Here is a 21964-nt window from a genome sequence, read left to right on the forward strand (position 1 = left end):
GCTGGACGCAGTCCAGATGTTGGAGCGATTTCAATCCCGTCCGTGGGTCGCCGTCCTGCGCTGGGTCAAGCCGGGGCCGGGAAAGCGTCACGCTGCGGCGCTTGTTCTGCCGGGGCGCGCCGACTATGATTGCTGCATTAAAAATACAGCTTTAAGCCGGCGATGAAACTGACCAGCTTCACCGACTACAGCCTGCGGGTGCTGATCTACCTGGCCACGCGCCCGGGCCGGCGCGCGACGATCGGCGAGATCGCGGCCAAGTTCTCGGCCTCCGAGAACCACCTGACCAAGGTCGTGCACTTCCTGGCCACCGAAGGCGTGCTGGCGACGGTGCGCGGCAAGGGCGGCGGTCTGGGGCTGGCGCGGCCGCCGCAGGACATCGTCGTCGGCGACATCGTGCGTCGCACCGAGGGCCAGGCGATGCCGGCCGAGTGTTTCGGCAGCGGCGGCGCCTGCGCGATCGCGCCGTGCTGCCGGCTGCGCGGCGTGCTCGGCGAGGCCGTCGACGCCTTCTACGCGGTGCTCGACCGCTACACGCTGGAAGACCTGGTCGCCAACCGCGACCAGCTCGACGGCATCCTGCGCATCGGCGAGATGCCGGTGGCCGCCCCGATGGAGCTGCGGGCATGACGACGATCCCGCTGCATTTCACGCCGCGCGAACCGGTGCGCGGCTTCGGCTTCTGGCGCCTGGGTTTCCGTCCGTTCTACCTGCTGGCCGCCGGTTTCGCCGCGCTGTCGATCGCCTTGTGGGCGCTGCAGTTCGGCGGCCTGCTGGGCGCCGCCTATCTCGCCGGGCCGCTGTGGCACGCGCACGAGATGCTGTTCGGCTTCACGCTGGCGGTCGTCGTCGGCTTTCTGTTCACCGCCGGGCGCAACTGGTCGGGCCAGCCGACGCCGACCGGCGGCGCGCTGGCGGCGCTGGCCGGGCTCTGGCTCGCCGGCCGGCTGCTGCTGCTGACGCCCTGGGGCCTGGCGGCCGCGGTGGTCAACATCGCCTTCCCGCTGCTGGCCGCCGTCGGCCTGGGGCGTGCGCTGTACGCCGGGCGCAACCAGCGCAACTACTTCTTCGTCGCGCTGCTGGTGGCGATGGCCGGCGCGCAGGCGCTGTTCCACCTGACGCTGCTCGGCGTGCTCGACCTGCCGCTGCGCGCGGGCATCCAGATCGGGCTGGACGTCGTGCTCTTCGTGATGGCCGTCGTCGCCGGCCGCGTGGTGCCGATGTTCACCAACAACGGTGTGCCGGGCACCGGCGCCGAACGCCGGCCGCGTGTCGAACAGGTGGCGCTGGGCAGCGTGCTGGCGCTGCTGGCCGCCGACGTGCTGGGCCTGCCGGGCGTGGCCGTCGCCGCGCTTGCCGCTGTCGCCGCGCTGGCGCACGGCCTGCGGCTGGCGCTGTGGCGGCCGCAGCGCACGCGGCCCAACCCGCTGGTCTGGATCCTGCACGCCGCCTACGCCTGGATCCCGCTGCACCTCGCGCTGCGCGCCGCGGCCGAGCTCGGCTGGGCCCAGGCCTCGCTGGCGACGCACGCGCTGACCGCCGGCGCGATCGGCGCGCTGACGCTGGGCATGATGACGCGCACCGCGCGCGGCCACACCGGCCGGCCGCTGCGCGCCGACCGCTGGGACATCGCCGCCTACGTGCTGGTGCTGGCCGGCGGAGTGGTGCGCGTGCTGGGGCCGCTGCTGCTGCCGGGCTTGATGCAGGCCGAGATCGTCGTCTCGGGCGCCTGCTGGGCCGCGGCCTTCGCGGTCTACGCCTGGCGCTACGCGCCTTCGCTGTGGCGCGTGCGCGCCGACGGCCAGCCCGGCTGACACCCGCGTGACGGCCGGGGCCGGCCGCCAGCGGGCAAGATCGGCCGCATGAGCGCTCTGCATCCTTCGGCGTCGGTCGACGCCTTCAACGCCCGCGGCGTCGGCCACCTGCCGGGCCATCTGGGCATCGTCGTCACCGCCGTCGCGGCGCGCGAGCTGCGCGCCGAACTCGCGGTGCAGCCCTGGCTGATGGCGCCCAACGGCTACCTGCACGCCGGCAGCGTCGTCACGCTGGCCGACACCGCCTGCGGCTACGGCTGCGTCGCCCACCTGCCCGAAGGCGCCAGCGGCTTCACGACCGTCGAGCTGAAGTCCAACCACCTCGGCACCGCACGCGACGGCGTGCTCGACGTCGTCGCGACGCTGGCCCACGGCGGCCGCACGACGCAGGTCTGGGACGCCGTCGTCACGCACCGCGACAGCGGCCGCACGCTGGCGCTGTTCCGCTGCACGCAGATGCTGCTGTACCCGCGCTAGGGGCGCTGGACGACGACCGGCTGCTCCGCCGCAGCGCGGGCGCGCAGCTGGCCGCAGCCGCCAGCGACGTCCTGGCCGGCCGAGCGCCGCAGCCGCGTCAGCACGCCGCGCCGGCCGAGCGCGCGCGCCATCTCGGCGGCGCGTTCCCAGGGCGGGCGGCGGAAGGCGTCGCCCTCGGTCTCGTTGTACGGGATCAGGTTCATCATCGCGTAGCGCCCGGCCAGCAGGCGCGCGATCGCGTCGACCTCGTCGTCGCCGTCGTTGATGCCGTCGAGCAGCGTCCACTGGTACTGGATCGGGTAGCCGGTGGCGCGGGCGTAGCGTTCGCCGGCCTCGACGATCTCCTCGGGCGCGATCTTCGGTGCACGCGGCAGCAGGCGTTCGCGCAGCTCGGCCTTGGTGGTGTGCAGCGACAGCGCCAGCGCCGGCTTCACGCGGCCCAAGGGCAGGCGCTCGAAGGCGCGCGGGTCGCCGACGGTCGAGAACACCAGGTTCTTGTGGCCGATGCCGCCGGCGGTGCCGAGCAGGTCGATCGCTTCGAGCACCGCGTCGAGGTTGTGCGAAGGCTCGCCCATGCCCATGAACACGACCTTGGAGACGCTGCGCCGCTGCCGCGCCAGCACGACCTGGGCGACGATCTCGGCGCTGCCGAGCTGGCGCAGCAGGCCGTCGCGCCCGGTCATGCAGAAGACGCAGCCGACGGCGCAGCCGACCTGGGTCGAGACGCAGAGCCCGTCGCGCGGCAGCAGCACGCTCTCGACGGTCTGGCCGTCGCCCAGGCCGACGAGCAGGCGCTCGGCGCCGTCTTCGGCCGGGTGCGCCGACTGCAGCGTCGCCAGCGCGCCCAGCGAGTCGAACAGCGCCGGCAGCGCCTCGAACAGCGGGCGCGGGTAGAAGTGCTCGGCCTGGCCGCGGCCGGCGGTCGGCGCGCGGCACTGCACCCAGTTGCGCAGCAGGCGTTCCTCGTGGCCGGGGCCGGCACCCAGCGCGCGCAGGCGCTGGCGCAGTTCGGCGATGCCGCGCGGCGCGCCGGCGGCGTGGGCGGGGCTCATCGGCTCTCTCCTTCGGCGGCGTCGAGTTCACGCAGCCGCCGGTACAGCGTGCGTTCGCTGATGCCCAGTTCACGCGCCAGGTCGGCGCGGCGGCCGCCGTGCGCGGCCAGGCGTTCTCGCAGCGCCTGGCGCGAGATCTCGCGCAGCGACGGGGCCGGCACCTCGGCCGCGGGCGCCGGGCGCGCCAGCGGCAGCCCGGCGGCCAGCGCACGTTCGACGTGCACGGGCTCGATGACCGGGCCGTCGCAGAACAGCGCCGCACGTTCGAGCACGTTGCGCAGCTCGCGCACGTTGCCCGGGAAGCGGTGGCGCGCCAGCCGTGTCAGCGCCGCCGGTGCCAGCGCCAGGCGGCGGCGCGGCGCGACACGCTCGAGCAGCGCCTCGGCCAGCAGCGCCAGGTCGCCTTCGCGCTCGCGCAACGGCGGTAGCCGGATCGGGAAGGTCGCCAGGCGGTAGTACAGGTCTTCGCGGAAACGCCCGTCGGCGACCATCGCGCCCAGGTCGCGGTGCGTGGCCGCGACGACACGCACGTCGGTACGCCGCAGCTCGCTGCTGCCGACGCGGCGGAAGGTGCCGCTTTCCAGCAGCCGCAGCAGCTTGACCTGCATCGCCAGCGGGATGTCGCCGACCTCGTCGAGGAACAGCGTGCCGCCGTTGGCGGTCTCGGCGAGGCCGGTGCGCATGCTGGTGGCGCCGGTGAAGGCGCCGCGTTCGTGGCCGAAGACCTCGGCCTCGAACAGCGTCTCGGGCAGGCTGGCGCAGTCGACGACGACCAGCGCCTGCGCCGCACGCGCGCTGGCTTCGTGCACCGCGCGCGCGACCAGCTCCTTGCCGGTGCCCGACTCGCCGAGCAGCAGCACGCTGGCTTCGGACGGCGCGACACGGGCCACCTGCTCGAGCATCTCGCGGAACGCAGGCGAGCGCCCGATCAGCCCTTGCTGCGCCGGCTGGCCCTGCGCGCTGCGCAGTGGCGCCATGCGCTCGACGAAGAGCACGGCCTCGCCGGCGGCGTCGGCCAGCGGCGTCAGCTCGATGTCGATGTAGGCCTCGCCCTGCGGCGTGTGGTGCAGGTGCAGCACGCGTTCGCGCTGGCCCGACTCGCGCGACCGGGCGTAGGGGCAGGACTCGCCGGCCAGGTCGCAGGGCACGTCGAAGCGGTGCGAGACCTCGTAGCAGGTGCGCCCGAGCACCGACGCCTCCGGGCTGTACTGGCGGCGGTAGGCAGCGTTGGCGGCGACGATGCGGTAGCGCCGGTCGAAGACGATGTGCGGCTCGGCCAGGCCTTCGAGATAACTCGCGAGCTCGGGCGGCGCCTGGGGCCGCTCGGCGGCCCGGGTCTTGGGGGACATGCGGGCAGTGTAGCGTGCCGGCCTGCCGTCGGTGTCAGTTCTGGCTGTCACGGATGGCAGTCATGCGACCTTGCGGGCTTCAGGGTCTTGCAGATAAGTCCCTGTCGGGAAACGAGTTTCCGGCTTTCTGGCGGTTGGCACGCGGCTTGATTGGAAATGCCTGACACGCAACCCGCGAAGAAGGACTGACTCGATGGACATGACGCTGCCCGCACCGGGATCGCCCGCCAATGCCGAACGCCGCACCTGGATCATGGTGACCAGCGCGGCCGGGGGCGCAGCCGCGGTCGCCACGGCGATCCCGTTCGTCTCGACGCTCGCCCCGAGCGAGCGTGCCAAGGCCGCCGGCGCGCCGGTGGAGGTCGACATCTCCTCGCTCGCTCCGGGCGAGCTGAGAACCGTGGAATGGCGCGGCAAGCCGGTGTGGATCGTTCGCCGCACCCCGGAGATGCTGGCGTCGCTGAACGGCCACGACGACCAGCTCGTCGACCCGAAGTCCGAGCGCAAGCAGCAGCCCGACTACGCGCAGAACGCCACGCGTTCGATCAACCCCGAGGTCTTCGTCGCGGTCGGCATCTGCACCCACCTCGGCTGCTCGCCGAGCAAGGTCAACAAGGGCAGCGGCAACCCCAGCGTGCCGGCCGACTGGCCGGGCGGCTTCTTCTGCCCCTGCCACGGCTCGACCTTCGACGGCGCCGGCCGCGTCTTCAAGAACAAACCCGCGCCGACGAACCTGGAGATCCCGCCGCACGTCTACGTCGCCGAGAACCGGCTGCTGATCGGCGAGGACAAGAGCGCCGCGGCCTGAGTTCGGCCTGACGGCCGCCGGCGCCTGCCGCGGGTCACCCCGCCTCGGATGCCGGACGCCTGCAGGCCACCTTGTCACGCCCGGCCGCCGCCGGGCGTTTTTTCGTCACTGGTCGGCGAACGCGCGCTCGATGACGAAGTCGCCCGGCGTCGTCGTGTTGCCTTCCTTGAAGCGCATGCCTTCGAGCATGTGCTTCAGGTCGCGCAGCATCGCCGGGCTGCCGCAGATCATCACCCGGTCGTGGATCGGGTCGAGCATCGGCAGGTCCAGGTCGTCGAACATCTTGCCCGACTGGATCAGCTCGGTGATGCGGCCGCGGTTGCGGTAGTTCTCGCGCGTCACCGTCGGGTAGTACAGCAGCTGGCTCTGGATCATCTCGCCCAGGAACTCGTGCTCGGGCAGGTTCTTCGTGAGCAGGTCGTGATAGGCCAGCTCGTCGACCTGGCGCACGCCGTGCACGAGGATGACCTTCTCGAACTTCTCGTAGGTCTCCGGGTCGCGGATGATCGACATGAACGGGGCCAGCCCGGTGCCGGTCGAGAACAGGTACAGGCGCTTGCCGGGCAGCAGGTAGTCGATCAGCAGCGTGCCGGTGGGCTTGCGGCCGACGATGATGCTGTCGCCCACCTGGATGTGCTGCAGCCGCGAGGTCAGCGGGCCATTGGGCACCTTGATGCTGAGGAACTCGAGGTGCTCCTCGTAGTTGGGGCTGACGATGCTGTAGGCGCGCAGCAGCGGCTTGCCCTCCACACGCAGCCCGATCATCGTGAAGTGACCGTTGGAGAAACGCAGCGACTGGTCGCGCGTCGTCGTGAACGTGAACAGGCGGTCAGTCCAGTGATGGACGCTCAGGACACGCTCTTCGTTGAATGCACTCATAACCGGGCGAGGTTGAACCAGATCAAATGCTACACATTCGCGAATACCCTGATGCGCTCCCCCTTGCCGGCGACGTGGCGAATTCCCGCCATCCGGGTGTGGCCGGCGGCGGCTACAGTCTCGGCCGATGGATGAATTGAAGGGCGCCGCGGGCGCCGACGAAGTCTGTGTCGCGGTGCTCTGCGCCGCCTGGTGCCGCACCTGCGACGCCTATGCACCGGTGCTGGATGCGGTGGCCGCCGAGTTTCCCGGCCTGGCGCGGCGCTGGATCGACATCGAGGACGAGGCCGACCTGGTCGGCGACCTGGACGTCGAGACCTTCCCGACGGTGCTCGTCTTCGACCGCGCCGCGGTGCGTTTCTGCGGCCCGCTGACGCCGCAGCCCGAGACCTTGCGCCGCGTGCTGCGCGCTGCGCTGGACGACCCACGGCCGGCGCGGGCGCTGGCGCCCGAGGTCGCCGAACTGGCCGGGCGGCTGCGCGACGAGGTCTTCGCGTGAGTTCGTACCGCGTGCCGCCGGACGCACGCGCCGCAGCCTCGCTGCTGCTCGTTCGCGACGGCGCCGCGGGGCCCGAACTGCTGCTGATGCGCCGTGCCGAACGCGCCGGCGACTACCGCAGTGGCCTGTGCGTCTTCCCGGGTGGCGTGCTCGACGCCCGCGACCGCGACGCGCAGGCCTGGGTCGTCGGCGACGACGACGCCGTCTGGTCGGCGCGCTTGGGCCTGGCCCAAGGCGGGCAGGACTACGCCGTCGCCGCGCTGCGCGAGTGTTTCGAGGAGGTCGGCCTGCTGCTCGCCGACCGGCCCTTCGACGCCGTCGCCGCGGCCGTGTGGCGGCGCCGGCTGCACGCCGGCGAGGTCGGCATCGCCGAGGTCTGCGCCGCGCTGGGCGTGAAGCTGGACCTGCGCGCTCTGAGCTACCACAGCCACTGGCTGACGCCGCCCGGCGTGCCCAAGCGTTTCGACACGCGTTTCTTCGCCGTGGCGGCGCCTGTCGGCCAGCATGCCGAGGTCGACGGCGCCGAGGCGGTCGAGCTGATGTGGCTGACGCCGCAGGCCGCGCTGGACCCGGCGCGCGGCCTGAAGCTGCTGCCGGTGACCGAGCGCACGCTGGAGGAGCTGCTGCGTTTCGCCGATGCCGCCTCGGCGCTGGCCGACTCGGCGGCGCGGCGCGACATCCGCCTGACGATGCCGCGCGCCGCGCGCCAGGCCGACGGCCGGCGCACGGTGCTGATGCCCGAACACCACGCCTGGGCCGAGGTCGGCCGGCTCGACCCCGAGGGCCGCGGCGACGCGCTCGGCGAGCTGGTCGCCGGCCGCGCCGTGCGGTTGTCGCCGCGCATCGTGCGTGTCACCGCGCCCAACCCCGGGCTGATGACCGGCCCGGGCACCAACAGCTACTTCGTCGGCAGCGGCGACGCCTGGACCGTCATCGACCCCGGCCCGGCCGATGAGCGCCATCTGCAGGCGCTGCTGGCCGCGGCACCCGGGCGCATCGAACGCATCCTCGTCACCCACACCCACCGCGACCATTCGCCCGGCGCGGCGGCGCTGGCCGCGGCCACCGGCGCGCCGGTGATGGGGCGCCGGCCGGAGTTCCACGACGGCCAGGACACGAGCTTCCGGCCCGAGCACGAACCCGCCGACGGGGAGCGCCTGGACTGCGGCGGCTCCGTGCTGCGTGTGATCGCGACGCCGGGCCACGCCTCCAACCACCTGTGTTTCCTGCTCGAGGACGAGGACCTGCTGTTCACCGGCGACCACGTGATGCAGGGCTCGACCGTCGTCATCAACCCGCCCGACGGCGACATGGTGGCCTACCTGGCGTCGCTGGAGCGGCTGCGCGCGGCGCCGCCGGTCTGGCTGGCGCCGGGGCACGGCTTCCTCGTCGCCGAGCCGCGCGCGGTGTTCGACGCGCTGATCCGCCACCGGCTGCGGCGCGAGGAGCGGGTCGTGCGCGCCTTGGCGCGGCTCGGCGAAGGCGACCTGGACATGCTGCTGCCCGAGGTCTATGCCGACGTGCCGGCGCTGCTGCACGCGCCGGCGCGGCGTTCGCTGCTGGCGCATCTGCTGAAACTCGCCGCCGACGGCGTGGCCGCCAGCGACGACGGCGTGGCCTGGCGCTACGTCGGCCCGGGTTCGCGCCAGTCGCCGTCGACCAGCAGCTCGTAGGGCCGGAACAGGCTCTTGTAGGCCATCTTCGTGCTCTCGGCGATCCAGTAGCCCAGGTACAGGTGCGGCAGCCCGAGCTGGCGCGTCTGCTCGACCTGCCAGAGCACGCTGTAGGTGCCGTAGCTGGCGCGTTCGTCGGGCTCGTAGAAGGTGTAGACGGCCGAGATGCCGTCGTTGAGCACGTCGACGATGGACACCATCTTCAACTCGCCCTCGGGGCTGCGGAACTCGACGAGGCGCGAGTTGACGCGGCTTTGCAGCAGGAACTGCGTGTACTGGTCGACGCTGTCGTGGTCCATGCCGCCGCCGGCGTGGCGCCCCGACTGGTAGCGCAGGTAGAGCTGGTAGTGCTCGGGCACGAAACATAGGCGCAGCACGCGCGCCTTCAGCGCCTCGTGCTGCTTCCAGGCCCGGCGCTGGCTGCGCGAGGGCACGAAGCGGTCCACCGGCACGCGCAGCGGCACGCAGGCGCGGCAGCCGTCGCAATAGGGCCGGTAGGTGAACATGCCGCTGCGGCGAAAGCCGGCGGCGACCAGCGCCGAGTAGGCGTCGGCGTGGATCAGGTGGCTGGGCGTGGCGACCTGAGACCGCGCCTGCACGCCCGGCAGGTAGCTGCACGGGTAGGGCGCGGTCGCGTAGAACTGCAGCGACGAGAGGGGAAGCTCCTTCGGATGCGTCACGGGGGTGTCGTTCCGGCGCCGGGGGCGACTACGGCGCGAGCCGCTCCCACAGCGAAGCATCATAGGACCAACGGCCAATGTCCTCCGCGGCGCAGGCGATCGCAAGGTGGCGCTCGAAGGCCTCGCGCCCGATCTCGTGCGCGCCCAGCGAGGCCAGGTGGCGCGTGTTCTGCTGGCAGTCGATGAGGTCTATGCCGTTCTCGCGTGCGAACGTGACCAGCGCCGCCAGCGCGATCTTCGAGGCGTCGGTGCGCTGCGCGAACATCGACTCGCCGAAGAACATGCGGCCGATGCCGACGCCGTACAGGCCGCCGACCAGCTCGCCGTCCATCCAGGTCTCGAAGCTGTGCACGCGCCCAAGGCGATGCCACTCGCGGTAGGCGTTCATCACCTGCGGCACGATCCAGGTGCCGTCCTGGCCTTCGCGCGGCGTGCCGGCGCAGGCCGCGATGACGCGGTCGAAGGCCTGGTCGACGCGGATCTCGCAGCCCGGCGTGCGCACGAAGCGTCGCAGCGTCTTGCGCAGCGAGTGCGAGACGCGGAACTCCGCCGTCGGCAGCACCATGCGCGGGTCCGGGCTCCACCAGAGCACCGGCTGGCCCGGGCCGTACCAGGGGAAGATGCCTTTGCGATAGGCCTCCTCCAGCCGCCCCGGCGTCACCCGGCCGCCGGCGGCGACGAGGCCCGGCGCGTCGGACTCGGGCCCCAGCGCGTGCCGCGCCGGCGGCAGCGGCGTGTCCTCGTCGATCCAGGCGATCGGCAGCATCGTGACCGGCGTCAGCGGCCCAGCTGCAGCTGCAGGAAGGCGTATTCGAGCGCCGTCATCTGCGCGCGCTGGCCGTTGTCGGCCGCGCCGCCGTGGCCGCCCTCGATGTTCTCCCAGTACAGCACGTCGTGGCCCTGGCGGCGCATGCGCTCTGCCATGCGGCGCGCGTGGCCCGGGTGCACGCGGTCGTCGCGGGTCGAGGTGACGAACAGCACGCGCGGCATCTTCACGCCGGCACGCACGTTCTGGAACGGGCTGTAGCGCGAGATGAAGCTCCACTGCGCCGGGTCGTCCGGGTCGCCGTACTCGGCCATCCACGAGGCCCCGGCCAGCAGCTTGGTGTAGCGCTTCATGTCCAGCAGCGGCACCTGGCAGACGACGGCGTTGAACAGCTCGGGGCGCTGCACCATCACCGCGCCGACCAGCAGGCCGCCGTTGCTGCCGCCTTCGATGCCGAGGTGGCGCGGGCTCGTGACGCGCGTGGCGATCAGGTCTTCGGCGACGGCGGCGAAGTCGTCGTAGGCCTTCTGGCGGTTGGCGCCGACGGCGGCCTGGTGCCAGGCCGGGCCGAACTCGCCGCCGCCTCGGATGTTGGCGAGCACGAAGACGCCGCCGCGCTGCAGCCAGCTCGAGCCGACGATGCCCGAGTAGTAGGGCTGCATCGAGACCTCGAAGCCGCCGTAGCCGTAGAGCAGCGTCGGGTTGGCGCCGTCGGCCTTCGCATCGCGCGGCCAGATGACGAAGTAGGGCACGCGCGTGCCGTCGCGGCTGGTGGCGAAACGCTGCTCGACGCGCATGCCGGCGGCGTCGTAGAACGAGGGCCGCGACTTCAGCACCTCGCGCTCGTCGCGGCCGACGTGGCCCAGCGACAGCGTGTCCGGCGTCAGGAAGTCGGTGTACTGCAGCAGGTAGGCGTCGGCCAGCGGGTCGTCGGCGAGTTCCGGGTCGTGCAAGGCCACCGCCGACAAGGTGCCGGGGAAGGGCGCGGCGACCTCGCGGCGCTGCCAGCGGCCGTCGACCGGACGCCACTCCTCCAGGCGGCCGGCGACCTTGTCCAGGATCTCGACGATCAGCGTGTCGCGCGTCGCCGTCATGCCGGCCAGCGAGCGTGTCGCCGTCGGTTCGAACAGCGCGTCGAAGGCGCGTTCGCCGCGCAGGTAGGCCTCGGCGTCGGCGACCAGCAGCGAGCCGCTCTTCCAGGTACGCCCGGCCACCGTCCAGTCGCTGCGCAGCGTGATCAGCACGCGGCTCTTCCAGAAGCCGAAGCCGGCGTCGTCGGGCTTGTCGATGCGCAGCAGGCGCTCGCCCTGCTGCAGGAACATCTCGCTGCGGTAGAAGTCCACCGAGCGCTGGAACACCGTGCGTTCGTAGCCCGGCGTGTGGTCGATCGACACGCCCGCAGCGACGTCGGTCTTCTGACCCTCGAACAGCGTCGTCGCCGCGGCCAGCGGCGTGCCGCGGCGCCAGCGCTTGACGACGCGCGGGTAGCCCGAGTCGGTCAGCGAGCCGGGGCCGAAGTCGGTGCCGACGGCGATCTCGTCGGCGCTGATCCAGTCGACTTCGCTCTTGGCCTCGGGCAGCACGAAGCCGCCGTCGACGAAACGCTTGGCCACCGTGTCGAACTCGCGCACGACGTGGGCGTCGGCACCGCCGCGCGAGAGCTTGACGAGCACGCGGCGGTACTCGGGGCCGAGCGCCACCGCGCCGCCCCAGGTCCAGTTCTCGCCTTCGGCGCGGCCCAGCGCGTCGACGTCGAGCACCGTCTCCCAGGCCGGTTCGCGCTTGCGGTATTCGGCGAGCGTCGTGCGCCGCCACAGACCGCGCGGGTTGTGCTCGTCCTGCCAGAGGTTGTAGAGCCAGGGGCCGCGGCGCACGACGGCGGGGATGCGGTCGCGCGAGTCGAGGATGGCGCGGATGCGCGCACGGGTGGCCTCGAAGCCCGGCTGCTTCTGCAGCAGGGCCTCGCTCTCGGCGTTGCGCGCGCGTACCCAGGCGAGCGCACGCTCGCCCTGCACGTCCTCGAGCCACAGCAGCTCGTCGTCGGGAAGGTTGTCGGCAAGAGTCATCGTCGGCAGGGCGGCTGCCAGCGGCAGCGCGAAACTGAAGTCACGGCGGGAGATCATCGGGGAACAGGTCCTTCAATCGGCAGGCCAGAGGCGCACGGGAGCGATCTCGACACTCGACTCGGCATTGCCGACCCAGACGTGTCCGTCCTGCACCGTGACCTGAAGTTGCATCGAGCGCTGGGCGAGCCGGGCCAGTTCCTGCGTCTGTGGCGCCGGCAACTGCCAGACCCGGAGATTGCGCAGCCGCGTGATCTTGCCCTGCAGACCGCTCCACCAGACCGGCACCGACTGGCCGTAGGCGTAGAGCGTCACCAGGTCGGCACGGCCGCAGGCCTTGGTGAGCCGGCGTTCGTCGGTCTGGCCGATCTCGATCCAGTGGCGCAGGCGGCCGTCGAGGTCGCGCTGCCAGAGCGCGGGTTCGTCGGCGTCGGACAGGCCGCGCGTGAACTGCAGGTTGTCGGCCGCGTCGCCGGTGTCGGCCTGCAGCGCGAAGGCCAGCACGCGCACCATCAGGCGTTCCTCCGTCTCCGAAGGATGCAGGGCGAGGGTCAGGGAATGGTCCGCGTACAGCGGCCGGTCCATGTCGGCCACCGCGACGGCAGCCTTGTAGATCGTCGATTTGAGCGCCATGAAGGCCCGGGGGAGGCGGCAACGGCGCCGCGCCGCGCACTGTGCCACAGCGGCGACGAACGGCCCGCCGCCCGGGCCCGTCCCGACGACGGGGGGCGTCGCGGATGGCATCATCCCGGGTTCGGCCGGCGGTCGCCGGCCACCCCATATCGCAAGGATCGTTCATGAACCGCAACGTTGCACCGCGCCTGGCCGCGGCCCTGCTGATCGTCTGCGGCGGCACGCTGGCCGTCGCCCCGGGCGCCATTGCCCAGAACAAGACCGAAGGTCGCACGCTGACGCTGGGCGGCAGCGGCGGTGCCGGCGGCCCGATCCTGACGCGCAAGGAACTGCGCGACTGCCTCGAACGCCAGGAGGCGGTGACCAAGGCCCGCGCCGAGATCGACGCCGAGCGCACGGCGCTGGACAAGGACCGCACGACGATCGCCCAGGAACAGGAGGCGCTCAAGACCGCCCGTGCCGGCATCGATTCTTCGCGCGAGGCCGTCGCCAGCCTGAACCAGCGTTATCGCGAGCTCGGCGAGCGCGTCGAAGCCTGGAACGATCGCTCAAAGGCGGCGCAGGAGCGTTCCGGCGCGACGGCCGAGCGCGAGCGCCGCCAGCTCGAGCGCGAGCGCCAGGAGATCCAGAAGACCCAGACCGCGCTGGACGCCGAGCGCGAGAAGCTGGCCAGCGGCAACGAGCAGTCCGTCAACGACTACAACGATCGTGCCGCCAAGGTCGACGGGCGCGTCAAGGACTGGAACGCGCGCAACAACGCGCTGTTCGAGCGCGCCGAGAAGGTCAACGCCGACCGCGACCTCTGGGCCGGCGAATGCGCCAACCGCCGCTACCGCGAGGACGACGAGATCCTGCTGAAGAAGGGCGCCAAGTGAGCGCCGCGGTGTCGACCCCCGGCGGGGCGAACCCGCTGCTGCAGGACTGGACCGCGCCGTTCGGCCTGCCGCCTTTCGATGCCCTGGACCCGGCGCACTTCCGCCCCGCGTTCGAGGCCGCGATGCAGGCCCACCGCGACGAGCTCGCGGCGATCGGCGCCAGCGCCGAGGCGCCGAGCTTCGAGAACACCGTCGCGGCCTTCGACCGCAGCGGCCGGCTGCTGGCGCGCATCGACGCCGTCTTCTACAACCTGACGGCCTCGCACACCTCGGCCGCGCTGCAGGCGGTGCAGCGCGAGATGGCCGGCCCGCTGGCCGCGCACGACAACGCGGTCTACATGGACGCGGCGCTGTTCGCGCGCCTGGACACCCTGCACGCGCGCCGCGCCGAGCTGGGCCTGGAGCCCGAGCAGCTGCGCCTGCTCGAACGCATCCACCTGGACTTCGTGCGCGCCGGCGCGCGCCTGCAGGGCGCGGCGCAGAAGCGTTACGCCGAGGTGATGGAGGAGCTCGCCGCGCTGACGACGCGTTTCGCGCAGAACGTGCTGCACGACGAGGCCTCGTTCCGCCTGGAGCTGAAGACCGAGGACGACCTCGCCGGCCTGCCCGGCTTCGTGCGCGCCGCCGCGCGCCAGGCCGCGGCCGACCGCGGGCTCGACGGTCACGTCGTGACGCTGTCGCGCTCGCTGGTCGTGCCCTTCCTGACCTACTCCGAACGCCGCGACCTGCGCGAAGCCGCCTGGCGCGCCTGGGTCTCGCGCGGCGAGCACGCCGGCGAGCACGACAACCGCGAGGTCGCGCGCGACATCCTGCGCCTGCGCCGCGAGCAGGCCTCGCTGCACGGCCAGGCCTGCTACGCCGACTACGCGCTGGCCGACACGATGGCCGGCCGCCAGGCGGCGGTGCAGCAGCTGCTGGGCGAGGTCTGGCCGCGGGCGCTGGACGCCGTGGCGCGCGAGCGCGCCGCGCTGGAAGAGGTCAAGGCCGCCGCCGGCGTGCCGGGCACGATCGAGGCCTGGGACTGGCGCTACTGGGCCGAGAAGGTGCGCCAGCAGCGCTACGCCGTCGACGACGCCGAGGTCAAGCCGTACTTCGCGCTGGAGAACGTGGTCGCCGCGGCCTTCGACTGCGCCGGCCGGCTCTTCGGCCTGCAGTTCGTGCGCCGCGCCGACCTGCCGGTCTACCACCCCGACGTGCACGCCTACGAGGTGCGCGACGCCGCGGGCACGGCGATCGGCGTGTTCCTGCAAGACAACTTCGCGCGCCCGAGCAAACGCAGCGGCGCCTGGATGAGCCCGCTGCGCTGGCAGAGCCGCAACGCGCCCGACGGCGGCGCCGAGCTGGCGGTCATCCTGAACAACAACAACTTCGCCAAGGGCGAGCCCGGCCGGCCGACGCTGCTGTCGATGGACGACGTGCGCACGCTGTTCCACGAGTTCGGCCACGGTCTGCATGGCCTGCTGTCCAGCGTGCGCTACGCGCGCCTGTCGGGCACTCAGGTGCTGCGCGACTTCGTCGAGCTGCCCTCGCAGCTCTTCGAGCACTGGGCCACCGTGCCCGAGGTGCTGGCGCGCCATGCCCGCCACGTCGACACCGGCGCGCCGATCCCCGAGGACCTGGTGCGCCGGCTCGAAGCCGCACGCCGCTTCAACCAGGGCTACGAGACCGTGCGCTACTGCGCCAGCGCGATCGTCGACATGGCGGTGCACGCGCTGCCCGACGCCGAGCCGCCGGCCGACCTGTGCGCCTTCGAGGCCGAGCTGATGGCCGCGCAGGGGCTGCCGGCCGCGGTGGGCATGAACCACCGTCTGGTGCACTTCCAGCACCTGTTCTCGAGCTCGGGCTACGCCGCCGGCTACTACGTCTACCTCTGGGCCGAGGTGCTGGACGCCGACGGCTACGACGCCTTCGTCGAGGCCGGCAGCCCGTTCGACACCCAGGTCGCCGCGGCGCTCAAGCGCCACATCTACTCGGCCGGCAACAGCCAGGAGCCGGGTGCGGCCTACGCCGCGTTCCGCGGCCGTGCGCCGACGGTGCGGCCGCTGCTGGAGAAACGCGGCCTGCTCGCCGCCGAGCCGGCCTGAAGCCGGCGGCCGCTTCCGGCGTTCAGCCCGGGGGCGGCCCGAACATCGCGGCGATCGAGGCCATGAAGGCGCGGAAGTCCAGCGGCTTGGTCCAGTAGTCGATCATGCCGGCGGACAGCGCGCGCTGGATCTCCTCGGGCATAGCGTTGGCCGACAGTGCGACCACCGGCGTCGTCGCCGTCGCCGGCTGCGCGCGCAGCCGGCGCATCACCTCGTGGCCGTCGATGTCGGGCAGCTGCATGTCCAGCAGGATCAGGTCGGGCTGCAGCTCGGCGGCGCGGCGCACGCCGGTGACACCGTCCTCGGCGACGATCAGCGTCAGGTCGGGCCGGCGCGCGATCAGCTCCGAGATGATCAGCGCGTTGACCGGGTTGTCCTCGACGTAGAGCACGGTGGCCTGCGGCTGCCGTGGCCCGGCCGGCGACAGCGGCCACAGCGCGCGCGTGTCGTTCGGCTCCGGTGCCGGCAGCGGTGCGTCGGTGCCGTCGGCCAGCGTCAGCTCGACGACCGTGCCGACGCCGGGCGTGCTGCGTACCGCGATCGAGCCGCCCATGCGCTCGATCAGCGACTTCACGATGACCAGCCCGATGCCGGTGCCGGGAATGCCTTCGCGTTCCAGCCCCAGCCGGTTGAAGGGCTCGAAGAGGTGGCGCAGCTGCTGCTCGTTCATGCCGCGGCCGGTGTCGGCCACGCTGAGCAGCACCTTGCCTTCGCGGCGGCGGCTCTGCAGCTCGACGCTGCCACCGTCGCGGTTGTACTTGATGGCGTTGGTCAGCAGGTTCTGCAGCACCTGGCGCAGGCGCACGCCGTCGGCGAGCACCGTGCCGTCCAGCGCCCCGGTCGACAGGGTGATGCCGCGGCCGGCCCGCAGCGGCTCGACGATCTCCAGCGTCTGCTCGACCAGCGCGCGTAGCGGCACGCGTTCGGCGGCGACGCGCATCTCGCCGCCTTCCAGGCTGGCGAGGTCGAGCACGTCGTCGACCAGCGCCAGCAGCTGCTGCCCGGCACCGCGCACCGCCTGCAGGTGGCGGCGGCGCTGCGCGTCCTCGGGGCCGGGGGCGCAGTTGGCCAGCAGCAGCTCGGTGAAGCCCAGCACCGCGTTCAGCGGCGTGCGCAGCTCGTGGCTCATGCGCGAGAGGAAACGCGACTTGGCCTGGCTCTCGCGCAGCGCGATCGCGCGCTCCTGGCGCGCGGCCTCGGCCGCGCGGCGGTCGGTGATGTCCCACTCGACGCCGATGCGCCGGCGCGGCCGGCCCTCGGCGTCGGGCAGCACCGTCGAGCGCTCGGCGATCCAGCGCACCGTGCCGTCGGGCCAGACGACGCGGAACTCCAGGTCGGGCTCGGAGTCGGGGTGCAGCGGCTCCAGCAGGTGCAGCCGCATCGTGTCGCGGTCGGCCTCGTGCACGAAGGCCAGGCGCTCGTCGATCGTCGGCGGCGCCGCACGCGGCGGCAGGCCGCGCAGGCGCCACATCTGCTCGTCCCAGATCGCGCTGCCGTCGCGCACGTCGAGCTCCCAGGTGCCGACGCCGGCGCCGCGTGCGGCGAGCATCGCGCGTTCGCTGGCCTGGTGCAGCGCGGTCTCGGCGCGGCGGCGGTCGGTGAGGTCGAGCACGATGCCGAACATCGTGTCGCCGGCCGGGCCGTCGAAGCCGGCGCGCACGCTCAGCTCGCGCACCTCGCCATCGGTGCGCACGATGCGCACCAGCACGTCGCTCTGGCGGTGTCCGCTGCGGCGCCACTGCTCGAAGCGGCGGTCGATGCGTTCGCGGTCGCCGGGGTGCACGAAACGCTGCAGCCACTCGGCCCAGCTCGGCGCCGGATCCTGCGGCCCCAGGCCGTGGATGGCCCGCAGCTGCTCGTTCCAGGTGACCAGCGGCGGCTCGACGCTCCAGTAGCCGATGCCGGCGGTGCGCGTGACGAGCTCGAAGCGCCGGCCCAGTTCGGCGACGCGGCGCGACTCGTCGACGCGTTCGGTGACGTCCATCGCCACGCCGATGAAGGCCACCGGCCGGCCCTGGCCGTCGCGCTCGACGGCGCGGCGCACGAGCATGCTGCGCCAGGCCTCGCCGTCGGGACGGCGGTAGCGCAGCTCGGTGTCCACCGGTTCGTCGCTGGCCAGCACGGCCTGGCGCTGCGCGTCCAGGCGCGGCAGGTCCTGCGGGTGCACGAGCTCGCGCAGCTGGGCGGCGGGCAGGCCGCGGGGCTCCAGCGGCAGGCCCAGCACCTGGGCGGCGCGCGGGTTGTAGTGCACGCGGTCGTCGCCCAGGTCGTGGCGCCACAGCGCGATGCCGGTCATGTCGGCGGCCATCGCGATCTGCGACATCGTCGAGTCGTGCGAATGGGCCAGCGACCAGGCCAGCGTGTCGTCGACGAGAAAGCCGACGGCGCGCGAGGCGCGGCCCTGCTCGTCGGGCAGCACGACGCACTCGCACAGCAGCGAGCGCAGCTGGCCCGCCGGCGTGCGCGCGTGGTAGCGGTAGCGGTGGTGCCCGAGGCGCTGCAGCGTCTGGCGGATCGAGCCGACGAAGCCTTCGTGGTCGGCGGCGACGATGGCGCGTTCGGCCTCCTCCATCGGCGGCGCCTCGCCTTCGCCGTCCAGGCCGCGCATCGCGAACACGCGCCGGTCCCAGAAGCCGCGGCCGGTCCGCAGGTCGCGCTCCCAGCGGCCCAGACGGCCGACCGAGACGGCCACGTCCTGCAGCGCGCGCAGCTCGTCGCGCTCGGCTTCGACGGCACGTTCGGCGTCGCGCGAGACCAGCGACAGCAGCAGGCTGCCGTCGGCCAGGCGGGCCGGCGTGACGGCGATCCAGCGCGCGCCGGCCGGCGCGTGGCGGCGCAGCTCGAAGCTCCGGCGCTCGTCCCAGCCCTGTGCCAGGCGGGCCGCGGCCTCGGCGTCCAGGCCGAGCAGCTCGGCGGCCGGCGTGCCGGGGGCGGCGCCCTCGCGGCCCAGCAGCGTGCGGGCCGCGGCGTTCAGCCGCTGCAGGCGGCCGTCGGCGTCCAGCGCCAGCGTCGCCGCGGGAAGGGCTTCGAACCAGTCGACGGGGGCGAGATCCGCTGCCGTGGGCGCGGGCGGGGGCGTCGATTCACGGCGCGGCATTCGGGACGGCTGGCGAGTTCTGATCGATCGGGCCGCCAGTATGACGCCGTCACATCGGTTTGGAGTGCCGCGGCGGCGACGCTGCGGCGCCCGCGCGACTGCCGTTCACATCGGCTTGAAGCGCCAGGCGTAGGCCTGGCTGACCGCCAGGCGCTCGGCGTGATCACGCAGATGCAGCGTGATGCGGCCCAGCTCGTCGCGGTGCGCGCGTGCGATGGCGCTGGCACGCACGATGCAGCCGCGGTGGACCTGCCAGAAGAGCTCGCCGTCCAGCCCTTCGGCGATCTCCTTGAGCGGTTTGCGCACGTGCGCTTCGTCGTTCGACGTGACGACGCGCGTGTACTTTTCGTCGCTTTGGAAGAACAGCACCTCGTCGATGCCGAACATCTTGATCGTGTCGCCGACGCTGGCGCTGATCCAGCGCAGCCGCGTCGCCGCGTCGCGCTGCGCGAACTGGCTGCCCAGGCGCTGCAGCAGCGCGTCCAGCTCGGGCGCCTGGGCGCGCGCGGCCAGGCGCTCGCGCAGCCGGGCCACGGTCTGCGCCAGGCGGTCGGCGGCGATGGGCTTGAGCAGGTAGTCCACCGCGCCGGCGTCGAAAGCCTCGATCGCGTAGCTGTCGTAGGCGGTCGTGAACACCGCGTGGCAGCGGCCGCTGGCCGCGCGCGCGACGTCCAGGCCGCTGAGCCCCGGCATGCGGATGTCGAGGAAGGCGACGTCGGGCTGGCAGCGCTCGATGGCCTCGACGGCCGCCGGCCCGTGTTCGCACTCGGCGACGATGCGCAGCTCGGGCCAGGCGGCGGCGAGCATGCGGCGCAGCTCGGCGCGCGGCAGGTCCTCGTCGTCGGCCAGCAGGGCGGTGGGTTCGTTCATCGTCGGGTCCTTCAGGCTTCGGCTTCTTCCAGCGGCACGGTGATCGTCGCCGAGACGCCGCCGCCGGGGCGCGCCTTCAGCGTCAGCGCGGCACGATCGCCGTAGAGCTGCGCCAGGCGCTCGCGGATGTTGGCCAGCCCCAGCCCGGTGCCGGCGGCCGAGGCGCCGAAGCCGGCGCCGTCGTCCTCGACGACCAGGGCGAGGCGGCCGTCCTCGCTGCGTTCGGCGCGTACATCGACACGCGCCGGGCCGATCTTCGGCTCGACGCCGTGCTTGACGGCGTTCTCGGCCAGCGAGATCAGCATCAGCGGCGGGAAACGGTGGCGCAGCAGCGGCTCCTCGGCCTGCACCGACCAGCCGAGCCGCGGCATGCGCGCGGCCATCAGCCCGAGGTAGGCGCGCACGATCTCGAACTGGCCGCCGACGGTGGCCTGGGCCGAGCCGTCGCTGCGCAGGCGCGGGATCGCGGCGCGCAGGTATTCGACGAGGCGGTCGATCATCTCGGCGGCGCGTGCCGGGTCGGTGGCGATCGCGCTGCGTACGCCGGCCAGCGTGTTGAACAGGAAATGCGGCTCGACCTGCGCGGCCAGCACCGACAGCCGCAGCTCGGCTTCGCGCCGCTGTGCCTGGGCCTCGGCGAGCGCGCGTTCGCGCGCCAGCGCCGCCAGGCCTTCGCGCTCGCGGCGCAGGCCGCGCAGCCCCAAGCCGCCGGCGAGCAGGAAGGCGACGCCGGCGCGCGTGACGAAGTTGGAGATCTGGCTGGCCGGGTCGTCCGGGTCGCTGCCGCGGGTTCCCGAGTGCGGTTCGGCCTCGTCGTCGGGCGAGCGGATCGTCATGCCGATCAGCATCACGATCCGGCGGCGCTTGCCGTGTTCGTCGACGTTGCCGGTGCGTTCGGCGATGAACTGCTTCAGCGGCTCGGCACCCCAGGCGTGGAAGGCCTGCGTCGCGGCGACGACGGCCAGGATGGCCAGCACCAGTGCCCACCATTCGCGGCGATCGTCCCAGCGCTGCCGGCGCACCCAGACGCCCAGCGCCGGGCCGAGCAGCGCCGGGCCCGTCAGCGTCAGCACCAGCTCGGCGATGCCCGGCCACGGCCGGTCGGCCGGGTTGTCGTTGGTCAGCACCGTCAGCACCAGCACGACGAAGACGCTGCCCAGGATCAGCGCCATGCGCCACAGCCGGCCACGCGCCCAGGCCGGGCTGAACACCGGCCAGCGGCGGTAGCGTGTGAACCAGCCGTGGTCGCGGCCGGTGAGTTCGGCCGGCAGCGGCTGGTCCAGCGCGGTCACGGGAATCGTCATGGGGCGAGAGCGTAGCGCCTGGCCGGGCGCGCCACGGCGCACGCGACGAACGCCGCGCCGGAGCCGACGAAGGCCGTCAATCGGCGATCGTGTCGGCGCCCACCGCCGAGGCCGGCTTCGGCGCCGCGCCCTTCAAGTTGAGCCAGGCGCTGGCCGCGCCGCAGGCGGCGATGACCGCCATGCCGACCCAGGCCCAGCCGTCGGGCAGGTGGCGGAAGACGATCCAGCCGACCAGCGCCGCGGCGCCGATCTGGGCGTAGACGAAGGGCATCAGCGTCGAGGTCGGCGCCATGCCCATTGCCAGGATCAGCATCAGGTGGCCGCCGGTGCCCAGCAGGCCGATCAGCATCATCCAGCCCCATTGCGCCGGCGTCGCCGCGGCCAGCGCGCCGAGCGCGTCCACGGGGCCGGCGAACAGCAGCGGCAGCAGGATCGCGGTGCCGGTGAAGCCGGTCCAGAAGTGCGTCGTGTACGGGTTCTCCAGCGCCGCCATGCGGCTGGTCAGCACCTGGAACGAGGCGTAGGTGAAGGCGCCGCCCAGCGGGAACAGCACCGCCCAGCCGAAGACGCCGCTGCCCGGGCGGATGACGATCAGCGCGCCGACGAAGGCGCCGATGACCAGCAGCCAGCGCAGCCGCGAGACGCGTTCGCCGAGGAACCAGCCGGCCAGCAGCGTCACCAGCACCGGCGTCAGCATGTTGATCGCGGTGAACTCGGGCACCGGCATGGCCTGCACGCCGAAGAAGCTGAAGCCGCTGGTGGCCAGCAGCAGCGCGCCGCGCAGCGCCTGGAATCGCGGGTGCGCGCTGCGGAAACCGTGTTTCGGGTCGAGAGCCAGCCAGACCGTCATCGCCAGTGCCTGGAAGGCGTAGCGCACGGTCAGCAGCACCAGCACCGGCAGCGCCGCGCCCAGCCAGCGCACGCTGTTGTCCATCGTGCCGAAGCACGCGGCCATCGCCAGCACCAGTGCGATGCCGAGCCCGGGGCGGCGCCCGGTCATGGCGTGGCCATCGGCCTGGCGGCCGGTCCCGCCGGGCGGGA

19 protein-coding genes are annotated in these 21964 nt (G+C 72.8%); 8 read left to right on the forward strand and 11 right to left on the reverse strand.

Annotation, left to right across the window (positions count from 1 at the left end):
* The first annotated feature begins 162 nt into the window (after positions 1 to 162).
* Genes RGE_RS10420 through RGE_RS10430 form a run of 3 tightly spaced genes read left to right on the forward strand, consistent with a single transcriptional unit; the run spans position 163 to position 2291 of the window.
* Positions 163 to 630: an RrF2 family transcriptional regulator gene (locus RGE_RS10420; RefSeq protein WP_014428340.1), complete on the forward strand. Its 468-nt coding sequence runs from the start codon at positions 163 to 165 to the stop codon at positions 628 to 630.
* Positions 627 to 1814 (forward strand): NnrS family protein, encoded by a 1188-nt coding sequence (locus tag RGE_RS10425; RefSeq protein ID WP_014428341.1) that lies wholly within the window; start codon positions 627 to 629, stop codon positions 1812 to 1814. The genes RGE_RS10420 and RGE_RS10425 overlap by 4 nt, the downstream gene beginning before the upstream one ends.
* Before the next feature lie 48 nt (positions 1815 to 1862).
* On the forward strand, positions 1863 to 2291 hold the full coding sequence (locus RGE_RS10430; RefSeq protein WP_014428342.1) for a PaaI family thioesterase: 429 nt from the start codon (positions 1863 to 1865) through the stop codon (positions 2289 to 2291).
* On the opposite strand, the gene RGE_RS10435 is transcribed toward RGE_RS10430, so the two are convergent.
* The gene (locus RGE_RS10435) at positions 2288 to 3343 is read right to left on the reverse strand and encodes an RNA methyltransferase (protein WP_014428343.1); all 1056 of its coding nucleotides are present in this window, start codon (positions 3341 to 3343) and stop codon (positions 2288 to 2290) included. The genes RGE_RS10430 and RGE_RS10435 overlap by 4 nt on opposite strands.
* Positions 3340 to 4692, reverse strand: coding sequence for a sigma-54 interaction domain-containing protein (locus tag RGE_RS10440; RefSeq protein ID WP_014428344.1), 1353 nt, complete (start codon positions 4690 to 4692; stop codon positions 3340 to 3342). The genes RGE_RS10435 and RGE_RS10440 overlap by 4 nt, the downstream gene beginning before the upstream one ends.
* 193 nt (positions 4693 to 4885) lie before the next feature.
* Here RGE_RS10440 and petA point away from each other — a divergent pair, with 193 nt between their 5' ends.
* Positions 4886 to 5500 (forward strand): ubiquinol-cytochrome c reductase iron-sulfur subunit, encoded by a 615-nt coding sequence (gene petA, locus RGE_RS10445; protein ID WP_014428345.1) that lies wholly within the window; start codon positions 4886 to 4888, stop codon positions 5498 to 5500.
* Positions 5501 to 5605: 105 nt separating this feature from the next.
* On the opposite strand, the gene RGE_RS10450 is transcribed toward petA, so the two are convergent.
* Positions 5606 to 6379 (reverse strand): ferredoxin--NADP reductase, encoded by a 774-nt coding sequence (locus tag RGE_RS10450; protein WP_014428346.1) that lies wholly within the window; start codon positions 6377 to 6379, stop codon positions 5606 to 5608.
* Positions 6380 to 6506: 127 nt separating this feature from the next.
* Between RGE_RS10450 and RGE_RS10455 the strand changes: the two genes are divergently transcribed.
* Both RGE_RS10455 and RGE_RS10460 read left to right on the forward strand, forming a co-directional pair.
* The gene (locus RGE_RS10455; protein ID WP_014428347.1) at positions 6507 to 6878 is read left to right on the forward strand and encodes a thioredoxin family protein; all 372 of its coding nucleotides are present in this window, start codon (positions 6507 to 6509) and stop codon (positions 6876 to 6878) included.
* Positions 6875 to 8551, forward strand: a complete 1677-nt coding sequence (locus RGE_RS10460) for an MBL fold metallo-hydrolase (RefSeq protein WP_014428348.1) — start codon at positions 6875 to 6877, stop codon at positions 8549 to 8551. Before RGE_RS10455 ends, RGE_RS10460 begins: the two co-directional genes overlap by 4 nt.
* Here RGE_RS10460 and RGE_RS10465 read toward each other — a convergent pair.
* Genes RGE_RS10465 through RGE_RS10480 form a run of 4 tightly spaced genes read right to left on the reverse strand, consistent with a single transcriptional unit; the run spans position 8503 to position 12693 of the window.
* Positions 8503 to 9231: an arginyltransferase gene (locus tag RGE_RS10465; protein WP_014428349.1), complete on the reverse strand. Its 729-nt coding sequence runs from the start codon at positions 9229 to 9231 to the stop codon at positions 8503 to 8505. The genes RGE_RS10460 and RGE_RS10465 overlap by 49 nt on opposite strands.
* A gap of 28 nt (positions 9232 to 9259) precedes the next feature.
* Positions 9260 to 9997 carry a leucyl/phenylalanyl-tRNA--protein transferase gene (aat, locus tag RGE_RS10470; RefSeq protein WP_014428350.1) on the reverse strand — a complete coding sequence of 246 codons (738 nt, stop codon included), beginning with the start codon at positions 9995 to 9997 and terminating at the stop codon, positions 9260 to 9262.
* An 11-nt stretch (positions 9998 to 10008) separates the two neighbouring features.
* Positions 10009 to 12120 carry a prolyl oligopeptidase family serine peptidase gene (locus tag RGE_RS10475; RefSeq protein ID WP_014428351.1) on the reverse strand — a complete coding sequence of 704 codons (2112 nt, stop codon included), beginning with the start codon at positions 12118 to 12120 and terminating at the stop codon, positions 10009 to 10011.
* 15 nt (positions 12121 to 12135) lie between these two features.
* On the reverse strand, positions 12136 to 12693 hold the full coding sequence (locus RGE_RS10480) for a YaeQ family protein (protein WP_043783987.1): 558 nt from the start codon (positions 12691 to 12693) through the stop codon (positions 12136 to 12138).
* 164 nt (positions 12694 to 12857) lie between these two features.
* Between RGE_RS10480 and RGE_RS10485 the strand changes: the two genes are divergently transcribed.
* Together RGE_RS10485 and RGE_RS10490 are read left to right on the forward strand one after the other, a co-directional pair.
* Positions 12858 to 13568 (forward strand): hypothetical protein, encoded by a 711-nt coding sequence (locus RGE_RS10485; protein ID WP_014428353.1) that lies wholly within the window; start codon positions 12858 to 12860, stop codon positions 13566 to 13568.
* Positions 13565 to 15652, forward strand: coding sequence for a M3 family metallopeptidase (locus tag RGE_RS10490; protein WP_014428354.1), 2088 nt, complete (start codon positions 13565 to 13567; stop codon positions 15650 to 15652). Before RGE_RS10485 ends, RGE_RS10490 begins: the two co-directional genes overlap by 4 nt.
* 22 nt (positions 15653 to 15674) lie before the next feature.
* Here RGE_RS10490 and RGE_RS10495 read toward each other — a convergent pair whose 3' ends face one another.
* From RGE_RS10495 to RGE_RS10510, 4 genes are all read right to left on the reverse strand, one after another.
* The gene (locus tag RGE_RS10495) at positions 15675 to 18749 is read right to left on the reverse strand and encodes a PAS domain-containing hybrid sensor histidine kinase/response regulator (RefSeq protein ID WP_014428355.1); all 3075 of its coding nucleotides are present in this window, start codon (positions 18747 to 18749) and stop codon (positions 15675 to 15677) included.
* Between the two features lie 105 nt (positions 18750 to 18854).
* The gene (locus tag RGE_RS10500; protein WP_014428356.1) at positions 18855 to 19619 is read right to left on the reverse strand and encodes a LytR/AlgR family response regulator transcription factor; all 765 of its coding nucleotides are present in this window, start codon (positions 19617 to 19619) and stop codon (positions 18855 to 18857) included.
* An 11-nt stretch (positions 19620 to 19630) separates the two neighbouring features.
* Positions 19631 to 20923, reverse strand: coding sequence for a sensor histidine kinase (locus RGE_RS10505; RefSeq protein ID WP_043783989.1), 1293 nt, complete (start codon positions 20921 to 20923; stop codon positions 19631 to 19633).
* A 76-nt stretch (positions 20924 to 20999) separates the two neighbouring features.
* Positions 21000 to 21923 (reverse strand): DMT family transporter, encoded by a 924-nt coding sequence (locus RGE_RS10510; RefSeq protein ID WP_014428358.1) that lies wholly within the window; start codon positions 21921 to 21923, stop codon positions 21000 to 21002.
* Between the last annotated feature and the right edge of the window lie 41 nt (positions 21924 to 21964).

The sequence above is a fragment of the Rubrivivax gelatinosus IL144 genome (assembly GCF_000284255.1).
Lineage (GTDB): Bacteria > Pseudomonadota > Gammaproteobacteria > Burkholderiales > Burkholderiaceae_C > Rubrivivax > Rubrivivax gelatinosus_A.

Bases quoted from the DNA above. Each gene is read 5' to 3' on its own strand.
- RGE_RS10435 (WP_014428343.1), bottom strand. From the start codon at position 3,343: ATGAGCCCCGCCCACGCCGCCGGCGCGCCGCGCGGCATCGCCGAACTG.
- RGE_RS10450 (WP_014428346.1), bottom strand. From the start codon at position 6,379: ATGAGTGCATTCAACGAAGAGCGTGTCCTGAGCGTCCATCACTGGACT.
- RGE_RS10425 (WP_014428341.1), top strand. From the start codon at position 627: ATGACGACGATCCCGCTGCATTTCACGCCGCGCGAACCGGTGCGCGGC.
- RGE_RS10505 (WP_043783989.1), bottom strand. From the start codon at position 20,923: ATGACGATTCCCGTGACCGCGCTGGACCAGCCGCTGCCGGCCGAACTC.
- RGE_RS10495 (WP_014428355.1), bottom strand. From the start codon at position 18,749: ATGCCGCGCCGTGAATCGACGCCCCCGCCCGCGCCCACGGCAGCGGAT.
- RGE_RS10455 (WP_014428347.1), top strand. From the start codon at position 6,507: ATGGATGAATTGAAGGGCGCCGCGGGCGCCGACGAAGTCTGTGTCGCG.
- RGE_RS10510 (WP_014428358.1), bottom strand. From the start codon at position 21,923: ATGACCGGGCGCCGCCCCGGGCTCGGCATCGCACTGGTGCTGGCGATG.
- RGE_RS10420 (WP_014428340.1), top strand. From the start codon at position 163: ATGAAACTGACCAGCTTCACCGACTACAGCCTGCGGGTGCTGATCTAC.
- petA (WP_014428345.1), top strand. From the start codon at position 4,886: ATGGACATGACGCTGCCCGCACCGGGATCGCCCGCCAATGCCGAACGC.
- RGE_RS10485 (WP_014428353.1), top strand. From the start codon at position 12,858: ATGAACCGCAACGTTGCACCGCGCCTGGCCGCGGCCCTGCTGATCGTC.
- RGE_RS10500 (WP_014428356.1), bottom strand. From the start codon at position 19,619: ATGAACGAACCCACCGCCCTGCTGGCCGACGACGAGGACCTGCCGCGC.
- aat (WP_014428350.1), bottom strand. From the start codon at position 9,997: ATGCTGCCGATCGCCTGGATCGACGAGGACACGCCGCTGCCGCCGGCG.
- RGE_RS10480 (WP_043783987.1), bottom strand. From the start codon at position 12,693: ATGGCGCTCAAATCGACGATCTACAAGGCTGCCGTCGCGGTGGCCGAC.
- RGE_RS10475 (WP_014428351.1), bottom strand. From the start codon at position 12,120: ATGATCTCCCGCCGTGACTTCAGTTTCGCGCTGCCGCTGGCAGCCGCC.
- RGE_RS10430 (WP_014428342.1), top strand. From the start codon at position 1,863: ATGAGCGCTCTGCATCCTTCGGCGTCGGTCGACGCCTTCAACGCCCGC.
- RGE_RS10440 (WP_014428344.1), bottom strand. From the start codon at position 4,692: ATGTCCCCCAAGACCCGGGCCGCCGAGCGGCCCCAGGCGCCGCCCGAG.